This is a genomic window from Microvirga arsenatis (assembly GCF_009910705.1).
In the GTDB taxonomy this organism is placed as follows: domain Bacteria; phylum Pseudomonadota; class Alphaproteobacteria; order Rhizobiales; family Beijerinckiaceae; genus Microvirga; species Microvirga arsenatis.
The window spans coordinates 1-22,834 of sequence record NZ_JAAAXJ010000026.1; the positions used below are offsets into that span (position 1 = coordinate 1).

At 60.8% G+C, this 22,834-nt stretch carries 23 protein-coding genes and 2 pseudogenes; 20 read left to right on the forward strand and 5 right to left on the reverse strand.

Features of this window, described 5'->3' with window-relative positions:
• Nucleotides 1–790 precede the first annotated feature (790 nt).
• Nucleotides 791–1,513: a Crp/Fnr family transcriptional regulator gene (locus GR303_RS22335; protein WP_161726402.1), complete on the reverse strand. Its 723-nt coding sequence runs from the start codon at nt 1,511–1,513 to the stop codon at nt 791–793.
• 160 nt (nt 1,514–1,673) lie between these two features.
• On the opposite strand from GR303_RS22335, the gene GR303_RS22340 reads away from it, so the two are divergent.
• Nucleotides 1,674–1,910: a hypothetical protein gene (locus GR303_RS22340; protein ID WP_161726403.1), complete on the forward strand. Its 237-nt coding sequence runs from the start codon at nt 1,674–1,676 to the stop codon at nt 1,908–1,910.
• An 89-nt stretch (nt 1,911–1,999) separates the two neighbouring features.
• On the opposite strand, the gene GR303_RS22345 is transcribed toward GR303_RS22340, so the two are convergent.
• A complete protein-coding gene (locus tag GR303_RS22345) occupies nt 2,000–2,215 on the reverse strand; it encodes a DUF6894 family protein (protein ID WP_161747607.1) in 216 nt (71 codons plus the stop codon).
• 466 nt (nt 2,216–2,681) lie between these two features.
• On the opposite strand from GR303_RS22345, the gene GR303_RS22350 reads away from it, so the two are divergent.
• The 16 genes from GR303_RS22350 (at nt 2,682) to GR303_RS22425 (ending at nt 15,017) form a co-directional block, all read left to right on the forward strand.
• Nucleotides 2,682–3,050 (forward strand): response regulator, encoded by a 369-nt coding sequence (locus GR303_RS22350; protein WP_246205845.1) that lies wholly within the window; start codon nt 2,682–2,684, stop codon nt 3,048–3,050.
• A 150-nt stretch (nt 3,051–3,200) separates the two neighbouring features.
• Nucleotides 3,201–3,560 carry a ribosome hibernation-promoting factor, HPF/YfiA family gene (gene hpf / locus GR303_RS22355; RefSeq protein WP_161726404.1) on the forward strand — a complete coding sequence of 120 codons (360 nt, stop codon included), beginning with the start codon at nt 3,201–3,203 and terminating at the stop codon, nt 3,558–3,560.
• An 884-nt stretch (nt 3,561–4,444) separates the two neighbouring features.
• On the forward strand, nt 4,445–4,663 hold the full coding sequence (locus GR303_RS22360; protein ID WP_161726405.1) for a dodecin: 219 nt from the start codon (nt 4,445–4,447) through the stop codon (nt 4,661–4,663).
• Between the two features lie 201 nt (nt 4,664–4,864).
• A complete protein-coding gene (locus GR303_RS22365) occupies nt 4,865–5,119 on the forward strand; it encodes a hypothetical protein (protein ID WP_161726407.1) in 255 nt (84 codons plus the stop codon).
• A 12-nt stretch (nt 5,120–5,131) separates the two neighbouring features.
• Nucleotides 5,132–5,566 (forward strand): hypothetical protein, encoded by a 435-nt coding sequence (locus GR303_RS22370; protein WP_161726409.1) that lies wholly within the window; start codon nt 5,132–5,134, stop codon nt 5,564–5,566.
• A 181-nt stretch (nt 5,567–5,747) separates the two neighbouring features.
• The gene (locus GR303_RS22375) at nt 5,748–6,029 is read left to right on the forward strand and encodes a hypothetical protein (protein ID WP_161726411.1); all 282 of its coding nucleotides are present in this window, start codon (nt 5,748–5,750) and stop codon (nt 6,027–6,029) included.
• Between the two features lie 736 nt (nt 6,030–6,765).
• On the forward strand, nt 6,766–8,307 hold the full coding sequence (gene istA, locus GR303_RS22380) for an IS21 family transposase (RefSeq protein ID WP_281351556.1): 1,542 nt from the start codon (nt 6,766–6,768) through the stop codon (nt 8,305–8,307).
• A gap of 10 nt (nt 8,308–8,317) precedes the next feature.
• Nucleotides 8,318–9,070 carry an IS21-like element helper ATPase IstB gene (istB, locus tag GR303_RS22385; protein WP_161726415.1) on the forward strand — a complete coding sequence of 251 codons (753 nt, stop codon included), beginning with the start codon at nt 8,318–8,320 and terminating at the stop codon, nt 9,068–9,070.
• A 152-nt stretch (nt 9,071–9,222) separates the two neighbouring features.
• Nucleotides 9,223–9,828 carry a TerC family protein gene (locus tag GR303_RS22390; RefSeq protein WP_161726417.1) on the forward strand — a complete coding sequence of 202 codons (606 nt, stop codon included), beginning with the start codon at nt 9,223–9,225 and terminating at the stop codon, nt 9,826–9,828.
• Nucleotides 9,829–10,060: 232 nt separating this feature from the next.
• Nucleotides 10,061–10,579 (forward strand): DedA family protein, encoded by a 519-nt coding sequence (locus GR303_RS22395; RefSeq protein WP_161726418.1) that lies wholly within the window; start codon nt 10,061–10,063, stop codon nt 10,577–10,579.
• Between the two features lie 388 nt (nt 10,580–10,967).
• Nucleotides 10,968–11,513 carry a sigma-70 family RNA polymerase sigma factor gene (locus GR303_RS22400; RefSeq protein ID WP_161726420.1) on the forward strand — a complete coding sequence of 182 codons (546 nt, stop codon included), beginning with the start codon at nt 10,968–10,970 and terminating at the stop codon, nt 11,511–11,513.
• The gene (locus tag GR303_RS22405; RefSeq protein WP_161726422.1) at nt 11,506–12,267 is read left to right on the forward strand and encodes an anti-sigma factor family protein; all 762 of its coding nucleotides are present in this window, start codon (nt 11,506–11,508) and stop codon (nt 12,265–12,267) included. Before GR303_RS22400 ends, GR303_RS22405 begins: the two co-directional genes overlap by 8 nt.
• A gap of 21 nt (nt 12,268–12,288) precedes the next feature.
• On the forward strand, nt 12,289–13,005 hold the full coding sequence (locus GR303_RS22410) for a Bax inhibitor-1/YccA family protein (RefSeq protein WP_161726424.1): 717 nt from the start codon (nt 12,289–12,291) through the stop codon (nt 13,003–13,005).
• A 42-nt stretch (nt 13,006–13,047) separates the two neighbouring features.
• Entirely contained in the window at nt 13,048–13,626 is a 579-nt protein-coding gene (locus GR303_RS22415) for a DUF2076 domain-containing protein (protein WP_161726426.1), read from the forward strand.
• A 247-nt stretch (nt 13,627–13,873) separates the two neighbouring features.
• Nucleotides 13,874–14,326, forward strand: a complete 453-nt coding sequence (locus tag GR303_RS22420; protein WP_161726428.1) for a 4-aminobutyrate aminotransferase — start codon at nt 13,874–13,876, stop codon at nt 14,324–14,326.
• A gap of 286 nt (nt 14,327–14,612) precedes the next feature.
• A complete protein-coding gene (locus GR303_RS22425) occupies nt 14,613–15,017 on the forward strand; it encodes an acyl-CoA thioesterase (RefSeq protein ID WP_161726430.1) in 405 nt (134 codons plus the stop codon).
• Nucleotides 15,018–15,380: 363 nt separating this feature from the next.
• On the opposite strand, the pseudogene GR303_RS22430 reads toward GR303_RS22425, so the two are convergent.
• A pseudogene (locus GR303_RS22430) lies at nt 15,381–15,581 on the reverse strand (transposase); the annotation flags it as partial.
• 266 nt (nt 15,582–15,847) lie between these two features.
• Here GR303_RS22430 and GR303_RS22435 point away from each other — a divergent pair.
• Complete coding sequence (locus GR303_RS22435; RefSeq protein ID WP_343038499.1) at nt 15,848–17,068, forward strand: IS110 family RNA-guided transposase; 1,221 nt, start codon at nt 15,848–15,850, stop codon at nt 17,066–17,068.
• Between the two features lie 93 nt (nt 17,069–17,161).
• Here GR303_RS22435 and GR303_RS22440 read toward each other — a convergent pair.
• Nucleotides 17,162–18,175: pseudogene (locus GR303_RS22440) on the reverse strand (IS256 family transposase); the annotation flags it as partial.
• A gap of 413 nt (nt 18,176–18,588) precedes the next feature.
• Complete coding sequence (locus GR303_RS22445; RefSeq protein WP_201752194.1) at nt 18,589–19,614, reverse strand: IS110 family RNA-guided transposase; 1,026 nt, start codon at nt 19,612–19,614, stop codon at nt 18,589–18,591.
• A 243-nt stretch (nt 19,615–19,857) separates the two neighbouring features.
• Between GR303_RS22445 and GR303_RS22450 the strand changes: the two genes are divergently transcribed.
• Both GR303_RS22450 and GR303_RS22455 read left to right on the forward strand, forming a co-directional pair.
• Entirely contained in the window at nt 19,858–20,898 is a 1,041-nt protein-coding gene (locus tag GR303_RS22450) for an IS110 family RNA-guided transposase (RefSeq protein ID WP_161726436.1), read from the forward strand.
• 1,000 nt (nt 20,899–21,898) lie between these two features.
• Entirely contained in the window at nt 21,899–22,261 is a 363-nt protein-coding gene (locus tag GR303_RS22455) for a hypothetical protein (protein ID WP_161726438.1), read from the forward strand.
• Nucleotides 22,262–22,834 lie beyond the last annotated feature (573 nt).

Sequence of the window (22,834 nt, forward strand, 5' to 3'; positions counted from 1 at the left end):
CGTCCTACACGGACATTCTCGACCACTGTTGCGCGGCTTGGAACAAGCTCGTAGACCAACCCTGGACCATCATGTCCATCGGCTTGCGCGACTGGGCCCACAAATGATGATCAACGGGACTTGGTATAAGCCATGGAGTATGTATGATCCGGTGCTTGCGCCAAGGACCGTAAAGGCAGATCAAGCTCGTTACTGTGATAAACCAAGTGCGGCCAAAGAAGTGACATCCGATGAGCAATGCTTCATCACGTGATTTGAAGGGAGGTCACATGCTATGGGCCAGAACATAACAGACCCCTCACCTCAGCCGGTGACAGCCTGCGGGCAGATCCAGTGAACACCTAACAAGGTCGACTTCGCCGAGAGCGCTTTGTTCGTCCTTGGACTATAGAATTCTGGAGAATACGATTGCCCAGGTTCGTTGTCGTCTCAAATCGGGTCGCTGTTCCTGATCCCACGGGCAACAGGGCGGCTGGAGGTCTGGCGGTCGCCCTGCGTGAGGCGTTCGAAGCCTATCGCGGGCTGTGGTTCGGCGGAGCGGCAAGGTTGCAGTCCACCCCTCGGCCGAGCCCAGGATGGTCGATAAGGGTCAGGTGCAGTATGCCCTCATGGACCTGATGTCACTCGATCGACACTATGAAGCCTGAAGCCCTGCTGAGATGCTGGTTGCGCTCAAAGGGTTCGAACAGATGCAGGAGATCTTTATGTCCCAAATGACCGGGACAAAACGAGAGTGAGTAATAGCGAGCTCCTCACCTGCTTACAGTCCGATCAGACCTGCCCCTCTGCCTTACGTTTCATGATGTTGCGTCAGATGAAGGTAGTTAGGGTTGAAATCAGAGAAGATCTTGAGACGCTCGACATCCGGGATCGTGATGGTGTGGCCTTTCAGCATGATCAGGCCTCCGACCCGGAGTTGCCGCACGATGCGGTTGAGATGAACTCCCGTCATGGCAAGCGTGTCGGCGAGTTGCCGCTGCGTCAGCGGCAGAACGAAGCTGTTGTCGGTGGCCAGTCCAACCGCCTGGAGGCGCATCAACAACTCGCACAGGAGGTGCGCCAGCCGCTTATCGGCAGGTCTGCGGCTCATGTTGATCAACCACTCCCGTACAGTTCCGGCATCCACCAGTGTGGCCCACCACAGAGCTCGGGTGATGGTCCGGGATTGACTCATCAGATCCTCGATTATGGTGTGGGGTAAAAACGCCACCTTGCAGGCCGTGAGCGTTCCGATGGTGTGATCGATCTTGTTCAGGATCGACACGTGCAGGTCACAGCAGTCGCCTGGAATGAGATAAGCCATGATCTGGCGACCTCCATCCGGCAGACGTTTGTAGCGGCAGGCGAAACCCTCCAGGATGACGTGGACGTTTTCGGGGCTGTCATCTTCAAGGATCAGATCATGCCGCGCCTTGAATTGTCGCACGTCTCGAACAGCCTGTTCCAGCTCCTGCCGGTCCCGGTCGGACAGCCCAGCGCCATACTCAAGCTTGAGAACGAACGGGGTGGGCATGACCACCCTCCATCACCAGAAGGTGATCTTATCAGACTCACCCATGGTGTGGCTATGCGGTAAGGTCGGCTGAAGTCCATTGAGCAGCTTGATTGATCAAGGGTGTTGCTGACAGGCATCGCGACGTTCGATGATCCTCCCATGAGTGCTGAGAGATCGGATGAAGCTTGGCTTTCAACCAGTCATTGTTGAGACGAATGCCCCAGACGAGGAGGGCTGTCTTGTCTTCGCCGACAACCGGCTCGTGGCGGTGTTGGTGCGATTGTCAGCGGAGCACGGCAAGAAAGCAGGATGCTGGTACCTGGAACATGGCTTCGGCAAGTTGGACGGACCGGTCCATCCCATCTTCACGGACCTGAACGCCGCCCGAGACTGGGTGGCACAGCGATTTGGCTGAGGTGATGCACAGACGTCAAGTGGGCTGGGGAGAGCTGCGAATGGATACGTTCGTCTAGCCTTTTCGGTTGGAGCTCAAGTTGCCTGGGATCAGAGTGTCTTTACCTGAACAATTTCGCCGCCCTCGCCAGTGATAATGATCGTCCAGCAACAGTCATGATCCACCTGATGGAGCAGTCCACCTCGGAGTTCCGCTGCTGTCTTGTCAGCCGCTCCTCGGGCTGTCAGTGGATCGGGCAGATCAACCCCCTCCTCGTCCCATACGAAGCTGTCCTCGGTGCGAAGATGAAAGTAGTAACGAGGCATCTCGACCTCTGTCCCTTAGGACTTGCTCACAGCCCTTGACCGCAAGACTGGAGAAAAGATGCAGGAGACCACGAGTGATCTCCTGCCAGTCGGGAGGACCAATGCGTATAGGCCTCAGAGAGGTCTCGCCACTCTTTCGGCTGCCAACCAATGATCAATCTTGGAGGCTGTTCCGATCCCAATGTATAATCATGTTGTTTTTCTTCATGATATTCAATCTGTGTTTATGTTAATCGTCATCACATAAACCTAGATCAAAGCTTTCAAGCAAAGATCGTAGAGTCTTGATGTTTTACTTTGACGAGAGCGTCAAAATCACAAAAGCTCTTCGGGCTCTGCAATTCTGATCCGGACTACGGGGGAGAGATGCTGGCATGTATTGTACGTGGGACAGGCATTTCGAACACGCTGCGCGCCAACGTCTTCAACGTCACGACTGGCTCCAACGAGTCAAGGGAGACGCAGAATGGAACAAGGCTCTGAAGGCACTGGGATTGCGTTGATCGTCGAGGACGACAACGAGCTTAGGGCTCTGGCCGTTGCCTTGCTGGAGGAAACGGATCTCCGGGTTGTGGAAGCGTCGAGCGGCGAGGAGGCTCTTCACTGCTTGAAATATCTCGCAGGCGACGTGGTCTTTCTCTTTGCCGATGTGCGTCTGCCCTGTTTCATGAGCGGGGTAGATCTTGCTCGCACTGTCCGGCTCAAGTGGCCGTGGATCAGAACGGTCTTGACCTCGGGTGCACCGCTCGAGGAGGACCTCGATAAGACTCTGACACAGGTCCGGTTTATGCCGAAGCCTTGGAGAGCCTTGGAGAGCCTTGGAGGTCCTGGTTGAGGCTGAAAAGGCTGTTTCGAGCCGGTATGAAGCAATTGTATCCCACGCAGAAGCTGAGGTGGTGAGGTCGCTACGGGCATAATCTCGATAAGCTCCGATAGCTCCCAATTGTAGTACCCACCCAAAAGCATGTTGATGAAGGGAAATACTATGACGGCGCAGCAGGGTGCAGACAAAGAGATCACAATCCAAAGCTCCACCATCCATCTTGGTGATGGTCTGCCGAATTATGCTCGCGAAAGTATCCTGCGGGTGGCCCGCAAATATTTTGGACGTCTGAACACCGCATCGGCTCACTTCACGAAGGAGGGGATAACTTATCGCTGCAGTGTGAACATGCAGATGGGTGGGCTCCCGATGAGGAGCGCTGACGCCAAGGACAAGGATATTTACCTGGCCTTTGATGCGGCCCTCGCAAAGGTCGCCAAGCAGCTTCGGCGGACCAAGCAGGAGCTTCGTGACGACAAGGCTCGGATCATCGCTGCACCGAACGCCGACGTGCGCCTATGAAGTGAGATTGTTGTGAGCTGATGAGATGCAGTATGCACTTGGATGACTACTTTCCATTGAACGATGTCCCGCCACGCGTGAGGAAAGCAGTCCTGGCAGAGTTCATGGGACGCAGGCCCAGCGTTCGAGAGGTCCGAGAAATCTCGGATCAGCGCTGGCTGGCAACACCAGAGATCGGCGAGCGTTCGCTCAGCATCATCCATCGTATTACCGAGCCTGACCAAGCCTCCGCTGCTGTCAGTTCTCCCTCCAGGATGACAGATGCCGCGTTGCTGCGCCGCCTGCGCTTCGTTCAACATGAACTCGAGGCGTTAGAGAGGCTGCTTAAGGTGAGGCTGCGCAAGGCACCGCGAGGCAGACACGTCCCGGGACAGCCCACCGCGGATCTGCCGAGCCGCACGGCAGCATTAACAGGACCTGATGCTGCGACACGTTGAGGTTCGTTCCAACCTCGAACCGGTGAATGTTCACAATCCCACAATTACATCGTGGACAAGGTTTGCAACCTGATTGCCATTGTCCCTAAGCGAAACAGGGAGGGCACGCAGACTCGGAGCAGCCGCTAAAATCTCGTGGCGCAAGTGACTCTTCTTGCAGGCATTTTTTATTTCCCTCTTTGATACTTTGGATCTGACTTCGGATTGAGACCGAAGGTGAAGCCGCGCTCGAATCGGATGTTGTAAGGCCACGTGGTCAAGAAACACTTCTCCCAAGCCTGGGAAGCCGCAACGAGCACCTATCGCTCGACCACCGCCCGTTTGTTGAGCAGAACATCGGCCTCGAGGCTCACGTGCAGCGCACAAAGCCCGTGATGACGTGCCTGGAGACTAGCAGGCTCTGCGCTATGCTCTATCTGCCCGCAGGATGATGAGCAGGAGAGCACAATGTCAGATCATGTCTACAAGATGGTAGAACTTGTTGGATCATCGGAAACCAGCATTGAGGATGCCATTCAGACCGCGATCAGGCGGGCGGGTCAGACGTTGAGAAATCTCCACTGGTTTGAGGTTGTCCAGACCCGCGGCCACATCGAGAACGGTGAGGTTCGACACTATCAGGTTGTGCTCAAGGCCGGCTTTACTCTGGACGACGGGGCTGCGTGATCCAAGCGCAAGGCCGTCCATGGCTTGCCGGCGTCGATTGCGCCCCCTTGTTCTCGAGGTGTATGTAGATGGCAGCAACGACAAAACCCCACCCAGAGTAGAGCTGAGCGGGATTCTTTTGTTGGCGGCTGATACCCAAGTTAGCCTGTTGCTGCTAGCGGCTGATCATAACTGCAAGGGCGCGGAAAGAACGGCGTAGACATGGCCTACGAGCTCCCTCGGCTGGCACTTGGCAGCTATGACGTGCTGCTCAATGGGGTGATCATCGCCAGCCTCGTGCGCAATGGCGACACTGATAACGCAACCTGGGCGGCCGAGCTTCTGGTAGCCCTACCTGCAAGGGAGAGGCCAGCTCCCGTCACGGAGATGAAGCACACGTTCGGCAGCCTGGAGGAGGCCCGGCAGTGGCTTGACGATGCTGAGATCCGTAATGCAGACCTCCACGGCAAGGCGTAAGGACCCCCATCGATGCTGATCATTCCGGGCAAGCGGAAACCTCTCGCCAAGGGAAGCCAAGAGGATTGGGAAGAGGCTCGTAAGGCCTATGTGCTCGAGCATGCGCCTGGGTTGAAAGAGCACTATGTAGCTCAGGACAGAGCATTCCGCCAGATCGAGGCGGATGCGCAGAACCGCCATCCTGACCCAACCCCGGACGACATAGCCGCCGCAATCGCGGCAGAAGCCGCCCTGCCCTACCGGAGGAGAACAGAGGCTCAGCTGCGTCGCAACTTTGAGCCTTTGGCAGCGCATCCTCCCCAGGACATCAAGAGCAAGCGCAAACGGTCCGTCCAGCGGGAGCAGCGGGCGTGGAACAGAGCCAATCCTATCCCCTTAACGGACGAACGGCAGTGTGCGCTCACGGCAGAGTTCGTGAGGATCTACGCCAAGGCTGTCCGGTCATAGGCTGCTCCACCACACCTGCCCTTGCGGACGCTGGCAGGGATGAGGCTCTGTTTCAGAGAGAGCCCACCTGTCCCGAATACCTCTTACGGGCGATACACAATCTCACCTGTGTGGTGTAGGGGTTGTCGGACAGGCGGCGCACCAACAACTGACAAGAGCACCGGCCTTGGGAGGCGATATCATGCTGTCGGTTCAGCACCTGGCTTCCGCCAGCTCGTTGGCTCGCGATTGCACCTATAACCTGTTCAGGAACAAACAGCGGTCAGCACTTCTCTGTGCTGTGCCGGTGTACCGCCCTGTTCCGACCTTCCTCAGCCCGGAGCAGTGGATCTTTGAACGCCCCCTCCAGGCGTCAGACTATGGCCCGCCCGGCTTCGAGGACAGGGCTGCATCTGTAGGGGTGCGGTTCAATGGCTTCTACCTGTTCCAGGTGACAGCTTCTCAAAACAAGATAGCTGCTTGATCGACTGATGCAGATCAAAGGGATCGCGAAGGTTCCTGGCTGGTTACTTACCCAGCCGTTTCAGGGCAATTGTCCACGTTGACGAAGCGCATGCCATCCGTCGGCTGGTGCAAAGCCCTTGCGCCCGCGGGTGCCCGGCAAAAGGCGAGGCATTGGAAACAGGGTTGCCGTCCAGTGTCCTCCCAGAACATTCTTCATGTGCTGATCAAGCTACAGGGTAAAGTCTGCGGAGAGCCCCTTAAGACCCAAGGTGGCTCATTTCCCCTCTTGAGATCACGTCGCCTCACCTTTACAGGTTGAGCACCAGGCCGGGCCCCTCTGGCAGTTCCTATGAACTGCGATGTCGGACTGGGTGTCCAATCGGGTGGCCTGGCATATGGCGTTCTGCCGACCGTAATCCTCTAGTCATCTCCCCTGCCGTCGCGCAGTGGAGGCGGGATGCTGCGTGGATTGCGGAGCGGTCAATTCAGACGGTATGGCAGCTGCCCCTGTTCATGCAAACGGGAGCCACATGAGCGAATTTTTCACCACAGAAGCCCTCTCTGCCCTCCTCCAGGTCATCATGATTGCAGATTCCGACGCAATCCGGACAGGTATTCCGATTTGAAGCCGGACAGCATTCCGGAATGAAGCCGGACACCGTTCCGATCAATCACCGGACACTTTCCTCACTCTGACGATCCCCTGGGTCAGCAACTCGGGCATCACCTTCCTCAGCTCGCACGAGGAGAACGGGATGCCTGCCAAGAGGAAGCTGACCATGAGACACTTGAGACAGATGCTGCGCCTGACCCGGGACGGCATGAGCGTGCGCGACATCGCTGAGAGGCTCGGGATTGCGCGCAGCACCGTCCAGGAGAACCTCAAGCGCGCCGAGCAGGCTGGCTTGAGCTGGCCCTTACCCGGCGCGCTGACCGACGAGGCCCTGGAGGGCAGGCTTTTCGCCCGCGCCGGCGTCAAACAAGGCCTGCGCCGCCGACCCGAGCCCCATTGGGGCGATGCCGTCGTCGAACTAAAGAAGCCCGGCGTTACGCTGCAAATCCTCTGGGAGGAGTACCGGGCTGTCCATCCCCAGGGTTATGGCTACAGCCGCTTCTGCGAGCTCTTCCGCTCCTTCGAGCGCCGGCTCTCGCCGACCATGCGCCAGGACCATGTCGCCGGCGACAAAGTGTTCGTCGACTATTCCGGCAAGAAGATCGCCATCGTCGATCCCCGCACCGGCGAGATCCGCCAGGCCGAGATCTTCGTCGCCGTGCTCGGCGCCTCCAACTTCACCTACGCGGAGGCGACCTGGACCCAAACTCTGCCGGATTGGATCGGCGCGCATGGGCGCATGTTCCGTTTCTTTGGCGGCGTTCCGCGCCTGATCGTGCCGGACAACCTCAAGTCAGGGGTCAACCGGGCCTCGTTCTACGATCCGGAGATCAACCGCAGCTACGGCATGATGGCCGCGCATTACGGCGTCGGCGTTCTGCCAGCGCGGCCACGAAGGCCCAAAGACAAAGCCAAAGTGGAGAATGGCGTGCGCTTTGCCCAGACCTGCATTCTCGGACGGCTGCGGCACCAGACCTTCTTCTCCCTGGCCGAGGCCAATGCGGCGATTGCCGGCGCGTGCGAGCGCATCAACGATCATGTCGTTCGCCGCCTCGGCGTCAGCCGCCGTCATCTTTTCGAGACAGTTGAGCGCCCGACGCTGGCGCCGCTGCCGTGCGACGACTACGAGTTTGCCGAATGGCGCTTCGCCCGGGTCGGTACCGACTATCATGTCGAGTACGAGGGTTTCTTCTATTCGGTCCCGCACGGCCTGATCCGCGAGCAGGTCGATCTGCGGGCCACCAGCCGCACGATTGAGATCTTCCACCGCGGCCAGCGCGTGGCAGCCCATCAGCGGCGCTACGGCGGTCGCCGGCATGGCACCGACCCAGACCACATGCCCAGTTCCCATCGGCGCTATGCCGACTGGACCCCGGAGCGCTTCCGCCGCTGGGCGACGTCCGTCGGCCCACAGACCGAGGGGCTGATCACGGCCATTCTGGCGCATCGTCCGCATCCTGAGCAGGGCTTTCGGACCTGCCTTGGGGTTCTGCGTCTGTTGCGCGATCTCGAGCCCTCTCGCGCCGAGGCCGTCTCAGCGCGAGCCCTCCAGATCGGCGCGCTCACTTACAAGAGCATTGCCTCCATCCTGGCCAACCGCCTGGCCGCCCAGCCCGCCCGCGGCGCTGAGCCAACCGCCATCCTGGAGCACGCCAACCTGCGCGGCCCCGGCTACTTCCACTAAGGAGATCCCCATGCTGACCCATCCTACCCTCGCTATGCTGACCGATCTTGGTCTTCATGGCATGGCCACCGCCTTCAAGGATCTGCAATCCCAGCCCGAGGCTCGTGCTCTCGAGCATGGCGACTGGCTGGCTCTCCTGCTCGAGCGGGAGGCGACGCTGCGCTGTCAGAAGCGGTTTGAGAGCCGGGCCCGGGCGGCTCACCTGCGCCATGATGCTCATGTCGAGGACGTCGACTTCAGGGCTACCCGTGGTCTGGATCGCGGGCTCTTTCTCAAGCTCGCCGGCTGCGACTGGATCCGAGAGCGACGCGGGCTTTTGCTGACGGGATCCGCAGGGGTCGGCAAAAGCTGGCTGGCCTGCGCGCTGGGCCAGAAGGCCTGCCGGGAGGACTTCTCGGTGGTGTATCACCGCGCCCCAAGGCTGTTTGCAGCGCTCGCTCTGGCGCGGGGGGACGGCCGCTACGCGCGCATGCTCAAGGCTCTGGCCCGCGTGGATCTGCTCATCCTTGATGACTGGGGACCTGAGAAGCTCGATGACAATCAGCGGCGAGATCTGCTGGAGATCGTCGAGGACCGGTACGAGCGGCGTTCCATCATCGTCACGAGCCAGATCCCGGTCGAGCGCTGGTACGAGATCATCGGCAATCCGACCATTGCCGATGCGATCCTGGATCGGCTCGTCCACAATGCCTATCGGATTGAGCTCTCCGGCGAGAGCCTGCGCAAGCAGCGCTCCCCGGCCGCCGCCTCATTGTCCGATTGACGACCGGACAGTCCCAATCCACCATCTCCCATGACCCAGGGTCAGACGAGGAGAGTGTCCGGCTTCAGTTCGGAACACTGTCCGGAATGAAATCGGAATGGGTGTCCGGCCTCACCTTGGAATAAGCGTCCGGCTTCATCGGAATCCGCATCATGATCGATTTGGTGCTTGCGGGCGACAACGCCATCGTCATCGGCTTGGCGGCCGCCGGCCTGCCTAAGGAGCAGCGGGCCAAAGCGATCCTGATCGGCATCATCGCCGCCACTGTCCTGCGCATCGGGTTTGCCGCCGCAACAACTCAGCTCCTGCAGATCGTGGGCCTGCTGCTGGCCGGCGGTATCCTGCTGCTCTGGGTGTGCTGGAAGATGTGGCGTGAGCTGCGCACCAGCCATGCCGAGGAAATACAGGGCGAGGAAGCCCTGGAAGGACGTGACCTCGACCACGACGGCAAGATCGCGGGAGCCGCCCCCCGCAAGACCTTCGCGCAGGCGGCCTGGCAAATCGTCATTGCCGATGTGTCGATGTCACTCGACAACGTCCTGGCAGTGGCCGGCGCCGCAAGAGAGCACCCCAACGTGCTGATCTTCGGCCTGATCCTGTCCATTGCCCTCATGGGCGTGGCGGCGAGCTTTATCGCTCGCTTGCTCCAGAAGCATCGCTGGATTGCCTATGTAGGCCTTGCCATCATCCTCTACGTGTCAATCGAGATGATCTATCGCGGCGCTCTGGAGGTGTGGCCGCTCGTCAATGGTGCATAGATGTCATAACGAGATGGCTCACCTCCCCTAGGAGGCGAGCCATCCTGCGGGTTTGCTTCAGTATTCTTCTTCATCGACCCCGAGTCTCGGCGCCGTGGAAGGCGGGCTTCAACGACGTCCGCCGCACCGACCGCTGGGCTTGGAGCGAGAGAGAGCAACAGAAGTATGGAGTTCCAACCTTGCCGTTGCCACCGCGCCAGTCGACAGGGATTGAACCTAGCCAGTGACCACGATGGATCTTGATGCTCTTGCCACTCCGCTGCTCGACGTCGTTCGGGCGCACCAGGAGTGGACGCCCCTCATTGTCGGCATGCTCGCCTTCGCCGAGTCTCTCGCCTTTTTGTCCTTGCTTGTTCCCTCAACCGTCCTGCTTCTGGGCATTGGGGCTCTAATCGGGGTAAGCGGCCTGGAGTTTTGGCCCATCTGGCTCGGGGCGGCCGCTGGTGGGATCCTTGGTGACGGGGTCTCCTATGCCATCGGATACAAGTTCAAGCATGCCGCATTTCGGGTCTGGCCGCTGTCGTACCACCCGAACCTAGCGGATCGAGGGGAACGGTTCTTTGCCCGGTGGGGTGCGTGGGGTGTCTTCCTGGGCCGCTTCATCGGCCCGATGCGGGCTGTGGTGCCCCTGGTTGCAGGCATCTTCGCCATGCCGATTATGGTGTTCCAGATGGCCAACATCGCCTCTGGGCTTGTCTGGGCCTTTGTGATGCTCGCGCCGGGAGCGGGCTTGACCGCATTGGCCAAGTAACGAGCCAAATGACAGTTGCCTTCTGTTGAGCCGCAATCCTCTTGCGTACAGCGTCCCTGTGCATCACTCAGGATCGCCTTAGGGCCGGACCCCTCTGGCGGGCCGCCCATCATGTCGAACACATTCTCTTGCCCTTTGCGCCCAGGAGCGCGACCGCAACAGGAGGATCCAGCGATGGATTCCGCGTCCCTTCAGGGCTCCCACCCCACCACCATCCTCATCCAAGGTGATGCCGGGCTTCGCGACTTGGTTTCCTCGCGCTCAAACAGGCCGGCGACAGGGCCTCCCTGGCTCTCTCTGCAACGGGAGAGGAGGTGCTGGCATAAATGGATGGAAAATTTCTGACGTTCGTCTGGATTAAGTCCCCCTGCAGCTTCGTACACCTGGCATGAGCGACATGAAGCGCATGGACGTCATCTGCCTGCTTGGACCCTTGCGGCGCTACGCGAGATCCTTGACGCGCGATGAGACCCAAGCCGAGGACCTGGTGCAGGACACTCTGGTCCGAGCCTACGAGGGGCGAAGCTCGTTCCGCTCAGGCGGCAACCTGCGCGGCTGGCTGCTCTCGATCCTGCACAACACGTTCATTGATCACCGGCGCCGCCATGTGGCGGAATTTCGCCGTCTGGAGCAGGTCGCCTTCCTCATCGATACCGCGGCTCCTCCCGAACAGGAGAGCCAGGTGCGGCTCCAGCAGGTCCAGACCGCCTTCATGAGCCTGCCGGACGAGCAGAGGGCCGCCCTGCACCTAGTGGCCATCGAGGGCCTGTCCTACCAGGAGGCAGCCAATGCCCTGAAGATCCCGGTCGGCACCCTCATGTCCCGCTTGGGACGCGCCCGGGCTGCGCTGCGGGGGTTCGAGGCGGGAGCCGATGTTCAGCCGCCCGAAGCCAAGCGCCCAAGCCTGCGCGTCGTCGGAGGATCCGATGTCTGATCCCATCACCGAAGCGGACCTTCTCGCCTACGTGGACGACCAGCTCGAACCTGCTCGGCGGATCGAGGTCGAGGAGCATCTTGCCCACGACCCGCAAGCCGCCGCGCGGATCATGGCCGATCTCAAGGATCGCGATGCCCTCCGGCTGCTCCATGCGGCTCCCCTGCCTCGCCCGACAGAGCCGATGCTGGCGGCCGCTCGTCGGCTCGAGCGGGCTCTCGGCTGGCAGGAGCTGGGCCTGAAGCTCCGCCGGGTCGCCGCCGTCGTGGCCCTCGTCGGCTTCGGCTGGTTCGCTCACGGACAGGTTGGCTTAGGCATCACCGACAGTGAGGCCTCGCCCAAGCCGCCGGCCTTCGTCGAGGATGCCCTGCACTCGCATGAGACAAGCCTCCTGCGGGCCCGCATGGTTTCGCAGCCGGAGGTGGAGGCCTACGACCCCGCCGAGATTTTGGCCGAGACCGGGATCCGGCTCCCGTCCCTGCCCGAGGACTGGCAGGTGCGGGACGCGCAGATCTTCCCGTCCCGCTACGGCCACAGCATCGAGATTGCCATTGACGCTGGCGGGCTCGGCCGGGTGTCGCTGTTCGCCGCCCAGGCCCCGGCCTTCGACGTCATCGCCCCAATGCCGGCCCGCTTCGAGAAGGCGACGGCCGTGTACTGGCAGACCGGCCAACTCGCCTACGCGCTCACCGGAACGGGCAGCGACAAAGCCCTTGAGCGGGCGGCCATCCGGCTGTCCCGCAAACTTCAGTAATCCCCCACAGGAGGACCTTGGATGAACACTCCCTACGCCTGGCAGACCACCACGGCCCGCGCGAGCGGCGCCGTCTTCGACGAGGGCCTGCGTCAGCACATGCTGCGGGTCTACAACACCATGGGCATCGGCCTTGTGGTGACAGGGCTCGTGGCCTTCTTCGTGGCCTCGACGCCCGCGCTCTACGTGCCGATCTTCCAGACCCCGCTCAAGTGGGTGGTGATGCTGGCTCCCCTTGCCTTCATCTTCTTTTTCTCGTTTCGCATGGACCGGATGACGGCGGCCTCCGCACGCACGGCCTTCTTCGCCTTCTCGGCGGTGATGGGCCTCTCATTGGCATCCGTATTCCTGGTGTTCACCGGTGCCAGCATCGCCCGCACGTTCTTCATCACCGCCGCCATGTTCGGCGCCACGAGCCTCTACGGCTACACCACCAAGCGGGACCTCTCGAAGTTGGGCTCGTTCCTCATCATGGGCCTGATCGGCATCATCATCGCTTCGCTGGTGAACATCTTCCTTGCGTCGAGCGCCCTGCAGTTCGCGATCTCGATTATCGGCGTTCTCGTGTTCACGGGACTGACCGCCTACGACACGCAAAGCATCAAGGAGCAATATGCAGAAGGGTTCGGGCATGAGGCCAACAACAAGATGGCCGTGTTCGGCGCCCTCTCGCTCTACCTGAACTTCGTCAACATCTTCCAGCTGATGCTGAGCCTCACCGGGCAGCGGGAAGAATAAGCCCCGAACCACACCTCATTGCATAGAAAGGAATTGATCTTCATGGACCATCAGGACCGTCAGGCCATCGAGCAGCTCTTCGGCAAGATCGCCCAGGTTGAGCGCCAGTCCACGCCTCCGGACGCGCAGGCGGCGGACTTCATCCGCTCACAGATCAACCGGCAGCCGAACGCCCCATACTACATGGCGCAGACCATCGTCGTGCAAGAGCAGGCGCTGAGCGCCGCCCAGGGCCGCATTCAGCAGTTGGAGCACGAACTCGCCAGCCGCCCGGCCGGCGGCGGCTTCCTCTCCGGCCTCTTCGGCGGCGGCCAGTCGCGGCCGCAGCAGTCCCTCTCCTATCAGCCGCAGCAGCCCTATCAGCAGCCGATGCAGGGCCTGCCGCCTCACATAGCTCCCGGCATGGGCGGCATGGCTCCCCGCGGAGGCGGCGGCTTTCTCGCCGGCGCGGCCCAGACCGCCATGGGCGTGGCCGGCGGCGTACTCCTCGGCAACATGATCGCCGATGCCTTTGGGGGTGGAGACGAGGCGAAGACCGCCGATGCCGGGCAGGCCGAGACGCAGCAGGCTTCGGCCGAGGATACTGGCGGCGATGACTTTGGCTTCGAAGAGGACATCTAAGACCGATTAATTATGGGGCAGCCCTTCCGGACCAGGGCTGGCCGCCCCATGGCCTCACCCCCCCCGATCCGAGAGATCTCCAAGCCGGGCTCTCGGATCCCAGTACCGTTGGCCGCCGGAGGCCCATGCGCGTCTCAGGCTCACGACAGAGATGGAACGCCGGTCTGCCACCGCCGTTGCCCGGTGACCTCACACCGATTTTCAACCCTTTGATTTCCTGCACCACGATCCCCGTACGGAGTTAAGAATGCGCCGTTTGCAGCCTGCCGCGACCTCCGCCCTTGCCTGCATCCTTGCCTTATCCGGAACCATCGTCTTGGCTCAGACGAACAGCGCCTATCGGAGCACGGATGTGGTTGCCGGCAAGACGCAGCGCTTGGGGGTTTATGGCAACGTGCAAAAGGACTGCACGTCGGGATCGCTGCCAACCGTCCGGGTGGTAACCCCACCCAAGCATGGCGAATTGAATGTACGGAGTGGGAAGCTCAAGGCCGGCCGGATTTCCCGCTGCCCGAAGCTGGAGGCCACAGCCCAAGGGGTCTTCTACAAGCCCAACCCCACCTACAACGGGGCCGACGAGGTGAGCTACGAGGTCAAGTCGGCCAGCGGCAAGCTGGAGAGCCACACCGTCAAGATCACCGTGAAAGACGCCACACCGGGAGACGCAAAATCCAGCCCGGACGCTGACAGCGAGCTGTGACGCATTCTTGGCCTCGTTTCCGGCTGCTCCGTTGAAGGCCTGGATGAGGCACCTCATTAGTAAGGGCCAGCCATAAATTCCGGGAAAGACACACGCCAACCCAATATGGAGGCTGATAGGTTCCCGGTTGATCATCGCGACTGCTACCAAACCTAGAGTACTGAAGACCCCATAGTGCTGTCTCTCAGGTGATCACGAGTTAGCGGCTTGTTTCATAAACGGCCTGGATTGAGCCACGAACGGAAGTAAGGTCGTTGCGTGCCACAAATCACAGGAGAGTTAGACGATGTCGGACGAGGCTGAACCACGGGGGGATTTGACAGTACGCACCATCGCCATGCCGGCCGATACAAACGCAAACGGCGACATCTTTGGCGGGTGGGTGATGTCACAGATGGACCAAGCTGGTGGCATCGCCGGGGTCGAGCGCGCGCAGGGCCGTGTGGTGACAGTCGCAGTTGACGCCATGCACTTCATCCGTCCTGTTCGTGTGGGTGATGTCCTTTGTGTCTACACGCAGGTCGAGCGTGTCGGCCGGACATCCATGACGATCAAGATCGAAGCGTGGGCGCGGCGGTTTCAAACCCAAGTGCGCGAGAAGGTCACGGATGCAACGTTCACTTTCGTCGCTATCGACCAGGATGGCCGGCCGCGCCCGCTCCCGCCGGCCGTTGAGGTCATTGCGCCATGACGAGACGCTACCACTTTGAACATGAGGCGACCAGTTCTGGCACTGGAGATCAGCATAGAGATGCGCGCCATTCCTTCCACGCAGGCACGGCTAGCGGTAATCAGCAGGTGCGGCACATGGCAGACCTTTGACGTCGGCTCCTCCGCAACTGAGCGGACGCCACTCACTGAAGCGCTCAGGATGCTGGTTACGGGAGGTGGCCCGATTGTCAATACTTTACCGATGTATGATGGCCTGATGACAGTTTGCCCAGAAGAAATCTTGCTGCACAGAATGCCTCTGGCGAACGCACTGAATTGAGCAGTGGATTGAAGAAGATTGTGTGCGTCAAGTTCTGCAAAGCGGGGCGGCCAGTCAGGCTGGCTAAGCGGCTTCGCGGAGTTGATCCTTCTTGTGCTCCTTCAGATCCTCCATGTTGAGGTAGCGGTGCGCCTCAAGCCAGTTCTCATGCGTCTCTACCGCCAGGGCTCGCACCAGCCGGCAGCATGATGCCGCATTGGGGAAGATGCGCACCACGTAGGTGCGTCGCCTGATCTCCTCGTTGAGGCGCTCGAGCATATTGGTAACCGGTATGAGATACGCGGTGCCAACATTCCTGCTGTGGTCTCGATCATGGCGTATGCTGCGAGCATCCGGGACAGAGGCACCGGGAGCATGAAGGTGCGGGCAGGCCGTTCGTATAAGCATGAGCTTCGAGCTCGCGTTAGTAGCTGGCCGCCTCTGCGACTCGCCCGGTTGCGCTGAGAGCGCGGATCCGTAGGTGTCGTGTCGCCCCACCGCTTCCGTCGACTTGGATGACAGTGGAGGCTGGAATGCGACGCGTGATTGGCATCGACATCCACCGGACCTTCGGGGAGGTGGTGATCTGGGACAGCGGTGTGCTGCGGCACGCCGGCCGGATCGATATGACCCGGACTGGCCTGGAAGGACTGGGCAAAGGACTGAAGCCAACGGATGAGGTGGTCATCGAAGCGACCGGGAACTGCATGGCGGTGGCGCGCGTGCTATCCCCCTTCGTCGCGCGGGTGGTGATCGCCAATCCGTTGCAGGTGAAGGCTATCGCCCACGCTCATGTGAAGACGGACAAGGTGGATGCCGGCACCCTTGCGAGCCTACATGCAGCTGGCTTCCTTCCGGAGATCTGGACCCCGGACGTGGCGACCGAACGAATGCGCCGACTGGTGGCGCGGCGCTATCAGGTCGTGCGCCACCGGACCCGGATCAAGAATGAGGTGCATTCCATCCTTCATGCTCATCTGATCCCGAAGTGCCCCCATGCCGACCTGTTCAACAAGCGCGGTCGGGAGTGGCTGTCACGGCAACCGCTGCCGGACGATGAACGGGTGGCCATCGATCGGCATATCCGGGAGCTTGACAGGTTGGAAGAAGACCTGGTGGGCCTTGACCGTGAGATCGCGCAGGGCTCTCTGGAAAGCTCCGAGGTGCACCGGCTTCTGACCATCACCGGCATCAATCTGGCTGTAGCGACAGGTCTCATGGCGGCGATCGGCGACATCCAGCGGTTCAAGAGCCCGCAGAAACTGGTCAGCTACTTCGGGCTCAATCCCCGGGTTCGTCAGTCTGGTTTGGGTGCCGCCCACCATGGCCGCATCAGCAAAGCCGGGCGCAGCCATGCCCGGGCGATGCTGGTCGAGGCGGCTTGGGCGGCAGCGAAGGCTCCGGGCCCGCTGCACGCCTTCTTCGTGCGTATCCGCGCCACACGGGGCCCTCAGATCGCTGCAGTCGCCCTGGCACGGAAGCTGGTCGTTCTTTGCTGGCATCTGCTCACCAAGAAGGAGGACTATCTCTGGGCACGGCCTGCGCTGATCGCCAACAAGCGCCGGACTATGGAACTGCAGGCGGGCCTTCCGCAGAAGAAGGGAAACCGACGCGGTCCAGCCTATGCCTACAACGTCAAGGAGCTACGGGATCAGGAGCGGGCCGTGGCTGAGCAGGCTGAGCGGACCTACGAGCGCTTCGTGGAAGGCTGGAAGTCCCGGCGTCCTAAGGACAGGGTGCGCGAGCGCCTCAATCCGACAAGGCTCGAATGATCAGGCGGCCTGGCGAGGCTTGCAGTCGATGCCCCACTCTTTGCCACGAGGTCGCCCGCGCGCAGAGAGACTACCACAATCGGCAGAAAGATGCTTGTCAATCTCATCCGTGCTCTTGAGGTGCTTGTGGTGCTGGCGCGGCAACCGGTAGAAGGTGAGTGTCTCCTCGATCGTCTCCTCGGCCCAGGCCACCAGGCGCGGGTAGCGTGCCTCCCACTTGGCAATCCAGGCGGAGAGATCGCGCCGCGCCTCCTCGACCGAGCGGCGGTCGTAGAGCCAGCGCAGCTCCTGCAGGCAGTCATCATCGGCCTTGCGCGGCAGGTGATCGAGAGCGTTCCGGAGGAAGTGAACGTAGCACCTCTGATACGCCGCTTCCGTCAGCACCTCACGGATGGCCGCCCGCAGCCCGGCATGATCGTCAGCCACCACCAGTTCCACGCCGGAGAGGCCGCGCTCGCGCAGGCTCAGCAGAAACGTGCGCCAGGAGGACTGGCTTTCCCGGTTGGCCATCTCGACCCCAAGGATCTGGCGCCGGCCATCCCAGTCGATGCCCACCGCAATCAGCACCGCCTGCGAGGCGACGATGCCGCCCTCGCGCACCTTCTCGTAGCGGGCGTCCAGGATCAGGTAGGGGAAGGGCTCCTCCAGCCGGCGGGAGGCGAACTGGGCCAGGCTCTCGTCGAGGCGCTTGTTGATCGAGGAGATCGCCGAGGCCGAGAAGCTATGGCCGCACAGCTCCTCGGTGATGGCCTTGACCTTGCGGGTGGAGACGCCCTGCACGTACATCTCGGCCAGGGTGGCGACGAGAGCCTGCTCGGAGCGCTGGTAGCGCTCGAACAGCTCGGTGGAGAAGCGGCCGTCCCGGTCCTGCGGCACGCGCAGCTCGAGCTTACCCACGCGGGTGATCAGGGTGCGGGTATAGTAGCCCGAGCGGTAGCCGAGGCGGGAGGCGGTGCGCTCGCCTTTCTCGGCCTGAAGCGCATCGGTCATCTCGGCCTCGAGCATCTCCTGCATGACGGCGCGCACGATCTCGCGCAGCCCGTCCGGGTTGTGGCTCAGAAGGTCCTTGATGGCGGCAGCGGCAGGTTTATCCTTGGTGTTGGTCATGGTGGGGCTCCTCTCGGAGTGCGTGACGTCGAACATCACCATCCTGCCATGACCGCCCCGCTCAGGCGATTTGCAGAACCTTCACCACACTACTCTGATCGGTCGACGGATCACGCACAGAAGGTATTGCGATCGCGCTGCTTGTTCTTCTTGGCGCCAGTGATGGTCGCTTGCCGGGAGCACGGTTGTCTTCGCGGTCGACACCAGTTCGCCGCATGATGGTCTTCGCAGGTGGAGGTCTTCCAATGTATTCGACGCAGTCTGCGGGTCGATCACACGCAGCTGCAGTCCCATCAGCGGAATGACCTGACCTACGTCCCGGCAGGGACGTCTCGGCGCGTCCGAAGAGAGAACGCAATCTAGCTGTGGCTCAGCTTCAAGTCATGGCCGGTCTCCCATGCTGCGGTGCGCTCTCAGGCGGCCGTGCTGGCGGACCGATCAAAGAACTCGCCAGTTCTCAGCATCGTGCGCATGACAACGGCGAGTTTCCTCGCCACGGCAACGGCTGCCCGCTTGAAGCCGACCCGCTCCCGGAGCTTGAGGCCCCATCGCCGCAGGCCGCTCTCGGCCGAGCTGCGGGTCAGGATGACGGTTGCCGCCTCAAACAGGAGCCCTCGTAGGTGGCGATCGCCTCGTCGCGAGATGTGGCCATCGTAGTCGACCTCGCCCGACTGGTAGCGTCGGGTGGTCAGGCCAAGCCAGGCACCGACGGAACGCGACTGCTTGAAGTTATCCGGATCCTCAATGGCGGTTGCAAAGGATGTTGCAGTGATTGCGCCGACACCCGGGATCGACATGAGAATGCGACAGGCTTGATTCTGGCGCGCGCCGGCCACGAGTTGGCGGCCGAGTTCCGCAGCCCGGATGCGCAGGCTACGCCACGCCTCCATCATTGGCAGCACGATAGCAGCAAGCCCGTCCTGGTCGACCAGAAGACCACGGACATTCTTCTCGAACGTGCTGCCCTTGCCCGCGGGAACGACCAAGCCGAAGGTCTTCATTAGGCCGCGGATCTGGTTGGACAGCTCGGTGCAGATCCGCACCAGCCGGGTGCGGGCCGCCACAAGCGTGCGGGTCAGCATGCTGTCGAAGCCCTTCACCCGCACCTCGCGGAAGAAGCCCACCTCCGCCAGATGGGCCAAGCCGTCGGCATCGTTGGCGTCAGTTTTATTGGGTGCCATGTCGAGGGCTGCCTTGGCATGACGAGCATCGATGCAAATCGCCGGCAGCCCCTCGGCGCAAAGTGCGTGATAGAGCCACACGGACAAGGGCCCAGTCTCGAACACCACCCGCCTCACAGACGGGGCACGCTTGCGGATCAGGTCAGCAATCAGCTTTGGATCAGACGGGCACTTGCCGCGCCAGATGCGCTTGCCGCCCCGGCGGATCGACACCGCCGTCTCTTTCATCGACACGTCGAGCCCGATATACTCTTCCATGGCTGTTCTCCATTCGATGCTTGGGCTCGGCTTCCCGTCGAGAGCCCGTCTGTCCATCTTATCGGGGAACAGCCACCCGCTTCCATGAGCGTGACTGCTTCAGAGCGAGTCGCTCCCGCGATTACCCCATGTATTCGGCTTGAGCCCTATCTTCGACAGATATGCATGGAGGTGTTGTGCTCCGAGCTGATGATAGCGTGTGGTTTGGTTGAACCACCACAAGGATCAGAGGAGGAGCACAGCATGAAGCACTACGCCGGACTGGACGTGTCTCTCAAGGAGACCTCAATCTGCATCGTGAATGAGACAGGTGCGATCTGCCGTGAGATGAAGGTGCCAAGCCATCCCGAAGACCTCGTGCGGGCTCTTCAAGATCCTGCATGGCGGCTGGCCCGCATCGGCCTGGAGGCCGGGCCGTTGTCGCAGTGGCTGTTCAGTGGATTGGCGCAAGCAGGCTTGCCGGTAGTCTGTATCGAGACCCGGCATACGAAGGCGTTCCTCAAAGCGCAGGTGAACAAAACAGACCGCAATGATGCCCGTGGTATTGCCCAGATGATGCGGGTCAACCTGTTCCGGCCGGTGCACATCAAGACGCTGACAAGCCAACATCGTCGTGCCTTGCTGACCGCGCGCAAGCTACTGCAGGAAAAGGCTGTCGCGATCGAGAACGACATCCGGGGCTTGCTCCGCAACTTCGGCCTCAAGGTTGGAATGACCGGGGCGGTGGGGTTCGACGTCCGGATCCGGGAGCTCGTAGACGGCAGACCGGAACTGGCGGAATTCACCGCCTCCCTGCTCGCCGCCAGGCGGATGTTGCGGGAGGAGCTGTCCCGCCTCCATCGGAAGGTACTGGAGATCACCCAAGACGACGGCGTCTGCCGGCGCCTAATGACCATTCCGGGCGTCGGACCGGTTGTCGCCCTGGCGTTTACCAGTACCATCGATGTCCCGGCCCGCTTTCGAAAGTCGAAGGCTGTCGGACCTATCTTGGGATTAACGCCTGTGCTCAAGGAATCCGGAGAAAGCAAACGTGTTGGGCAGATCTCCCTCTGCGGGGATGGAATGATGCGAGGGTTGCTCTATGAAGCCGCCCAAGTCCTGCTGACGCGGGTGAAGAAGTGGTCCTGGTTGAAGGCTTGGGCGACGAATGTCGCCAGGCGGCGTGGCATTCGGAAAGCCATTGTCGCGCTGGCGCGGCGCTTGGCTGTCCTCATGCCCCGGATCTGGAGCGATGGAACGGAGTTCCGTTGGACGAAAGATCCTCTCGTGCAGCCATCCCTTTGATCGCTCGTTAGGGAGAAGATACCGAAGTTCCGCCTGCTGGTGGAAAGCTGTCCCTCGCGGGACGATGGATGAGGTAAGTTCGTGCTGGCCTTTGCATCGATCACCACGGTGATCAATGCGCTCATCAGATTGTGCTGCTTCAGCCTTCTCATCCCATCATGGGAGGGCAAGATGCCGATCCCGGAGAGAAGCAAGAGCTCGCGAGGAATGGGCTAGACCGACGGGTTGAAAAGACGGTGCTTGACGTGGAGGTGCCGAATAGAGAAGAGCCAGCGGTCATGAAGCACCGCGTTCAAAGGCCGGAGACATGACTTGCACCCGCCACGCTAGGCCGAAACGTCATCAACAATCACATTGCCAAACGGGCGCCATCCAGACATGACGATGCCGGTTGGAAACTGGAGCAGGCCGATTGACTAACTTGATTCTGCTTGCGGCTGTGTCGCCAATCATCAGCGGCTAGACTGTCGTCTATCAACGCACCGGTAGCCGACAAAGCACTGCTGCACATCAGCCGTAGGAATCCAAGCTGGCGCAGTACGTTCATTGATCTGGCAAAACCCGGGTCCGCTTACATAGCGTTCATAGGTATAGGGCCCGGTCCCCAAGACTATTGCGGCTCGGCTAGCAACCAGACCGGCGGCCTGGCGGCAGCTCATGGAGGTAGTGACAGGCCTATCTTGAGCCAGAACATCTGTTGCAAAGACAACGGCAAAGACCGTCAGCACCAGTTTCATCATCATAAGCTCCATAGAAGCACGATCTGACAATAAGCAAACATGATCGCGCTAGTAGTATAGCCGTTTGAGGCCCGAAGTTCTCCGGGTTCGTTGAGAAGGAGGCCCTCGAGCGCAGCGCTTTTGGGCGAGCATTAACCCTGATCCCCCAGTTTCGTGGATGTTGGTCTTGATCCTGTGAGGATCCTGGCCACAGGGTTCCTTTTTTACTTCCTTTGCTTGGGCTCTGCTGCTTACATCGCGTGCACGGAGGTGGAGGATTGATGGAGCTGCTTTTGATCGAGGCGTACTCCTGCCGGGCAGGCCAGTTTCCGGATTTCGGGGACGCGGCACTTGATCATCGTTACGCACGGCTTACCGAAAGCCTCTTGGGATTGCCGGAGGAGTGGGCCTGCGTCGTCATGCGATGGCGAGGTGGACGGTGTCCGTCGGGCATTGCCATAGGAGGCAGGAGGATCACTGCAGCAACTGGAGGGCGCCTCTTTGCGGGCAGCACTCAAATCGGGGTCTTCACTCGGACATTCGATAGTGGTGATGAAGAGCGCTCCGAGCACGAGATGTTCGTTGTGGTCACGAACCCGAAATTCCTCGCCACACTCAAGCGCGAGTTCCCCGCAAAGCTTTAATCTTTCTACGCGACGATGCCAATATAGTTCAAATCTGTTGAAGGATTGAGGGTTTCGCCATCTCGGCTGCCACGTGAACGTGTTGACACGGGCGGCCAAACTTACATTCGGATGAATGGGTCAATGGTTAGCGCGGCAATGCAGCGGGGCAGAGCACCGACGTGTTGTTCCCGGCTAGGCGGGATACAGCCACCCTGCGGTTGTTCCCGAAGTCTTTGGACGCGGCATGTACGGCCATCTCGCGGATCACCAGGAAAGCGCCACCGTTTGATGTTCCTTCGGAGGAGTTTGCCGATCGGTCGGGATGGAGACTGGGCAATGGAACAGACTACCGCCGGTTGCTGGGACTGCTGAACTGGCCAGAACGACTCTAGGGCTTGTGTGTTGTCTTGGCGGAGTCGGAGCTTCCCTCGAAATGGCGCTGCGGTTGATCTTCGTCGTGGATTTTGCTGCTTGGATCCTTTAGGTTGGGTGGATAATAGGTCCTCTTAGCCTCCCCTCGCTGGCTTTTGCTAGCGAGGGAATTTTTTGCCGGATCGCTCGTTGCGCCCTGGCGTAGAGTTGAGCTTGTGC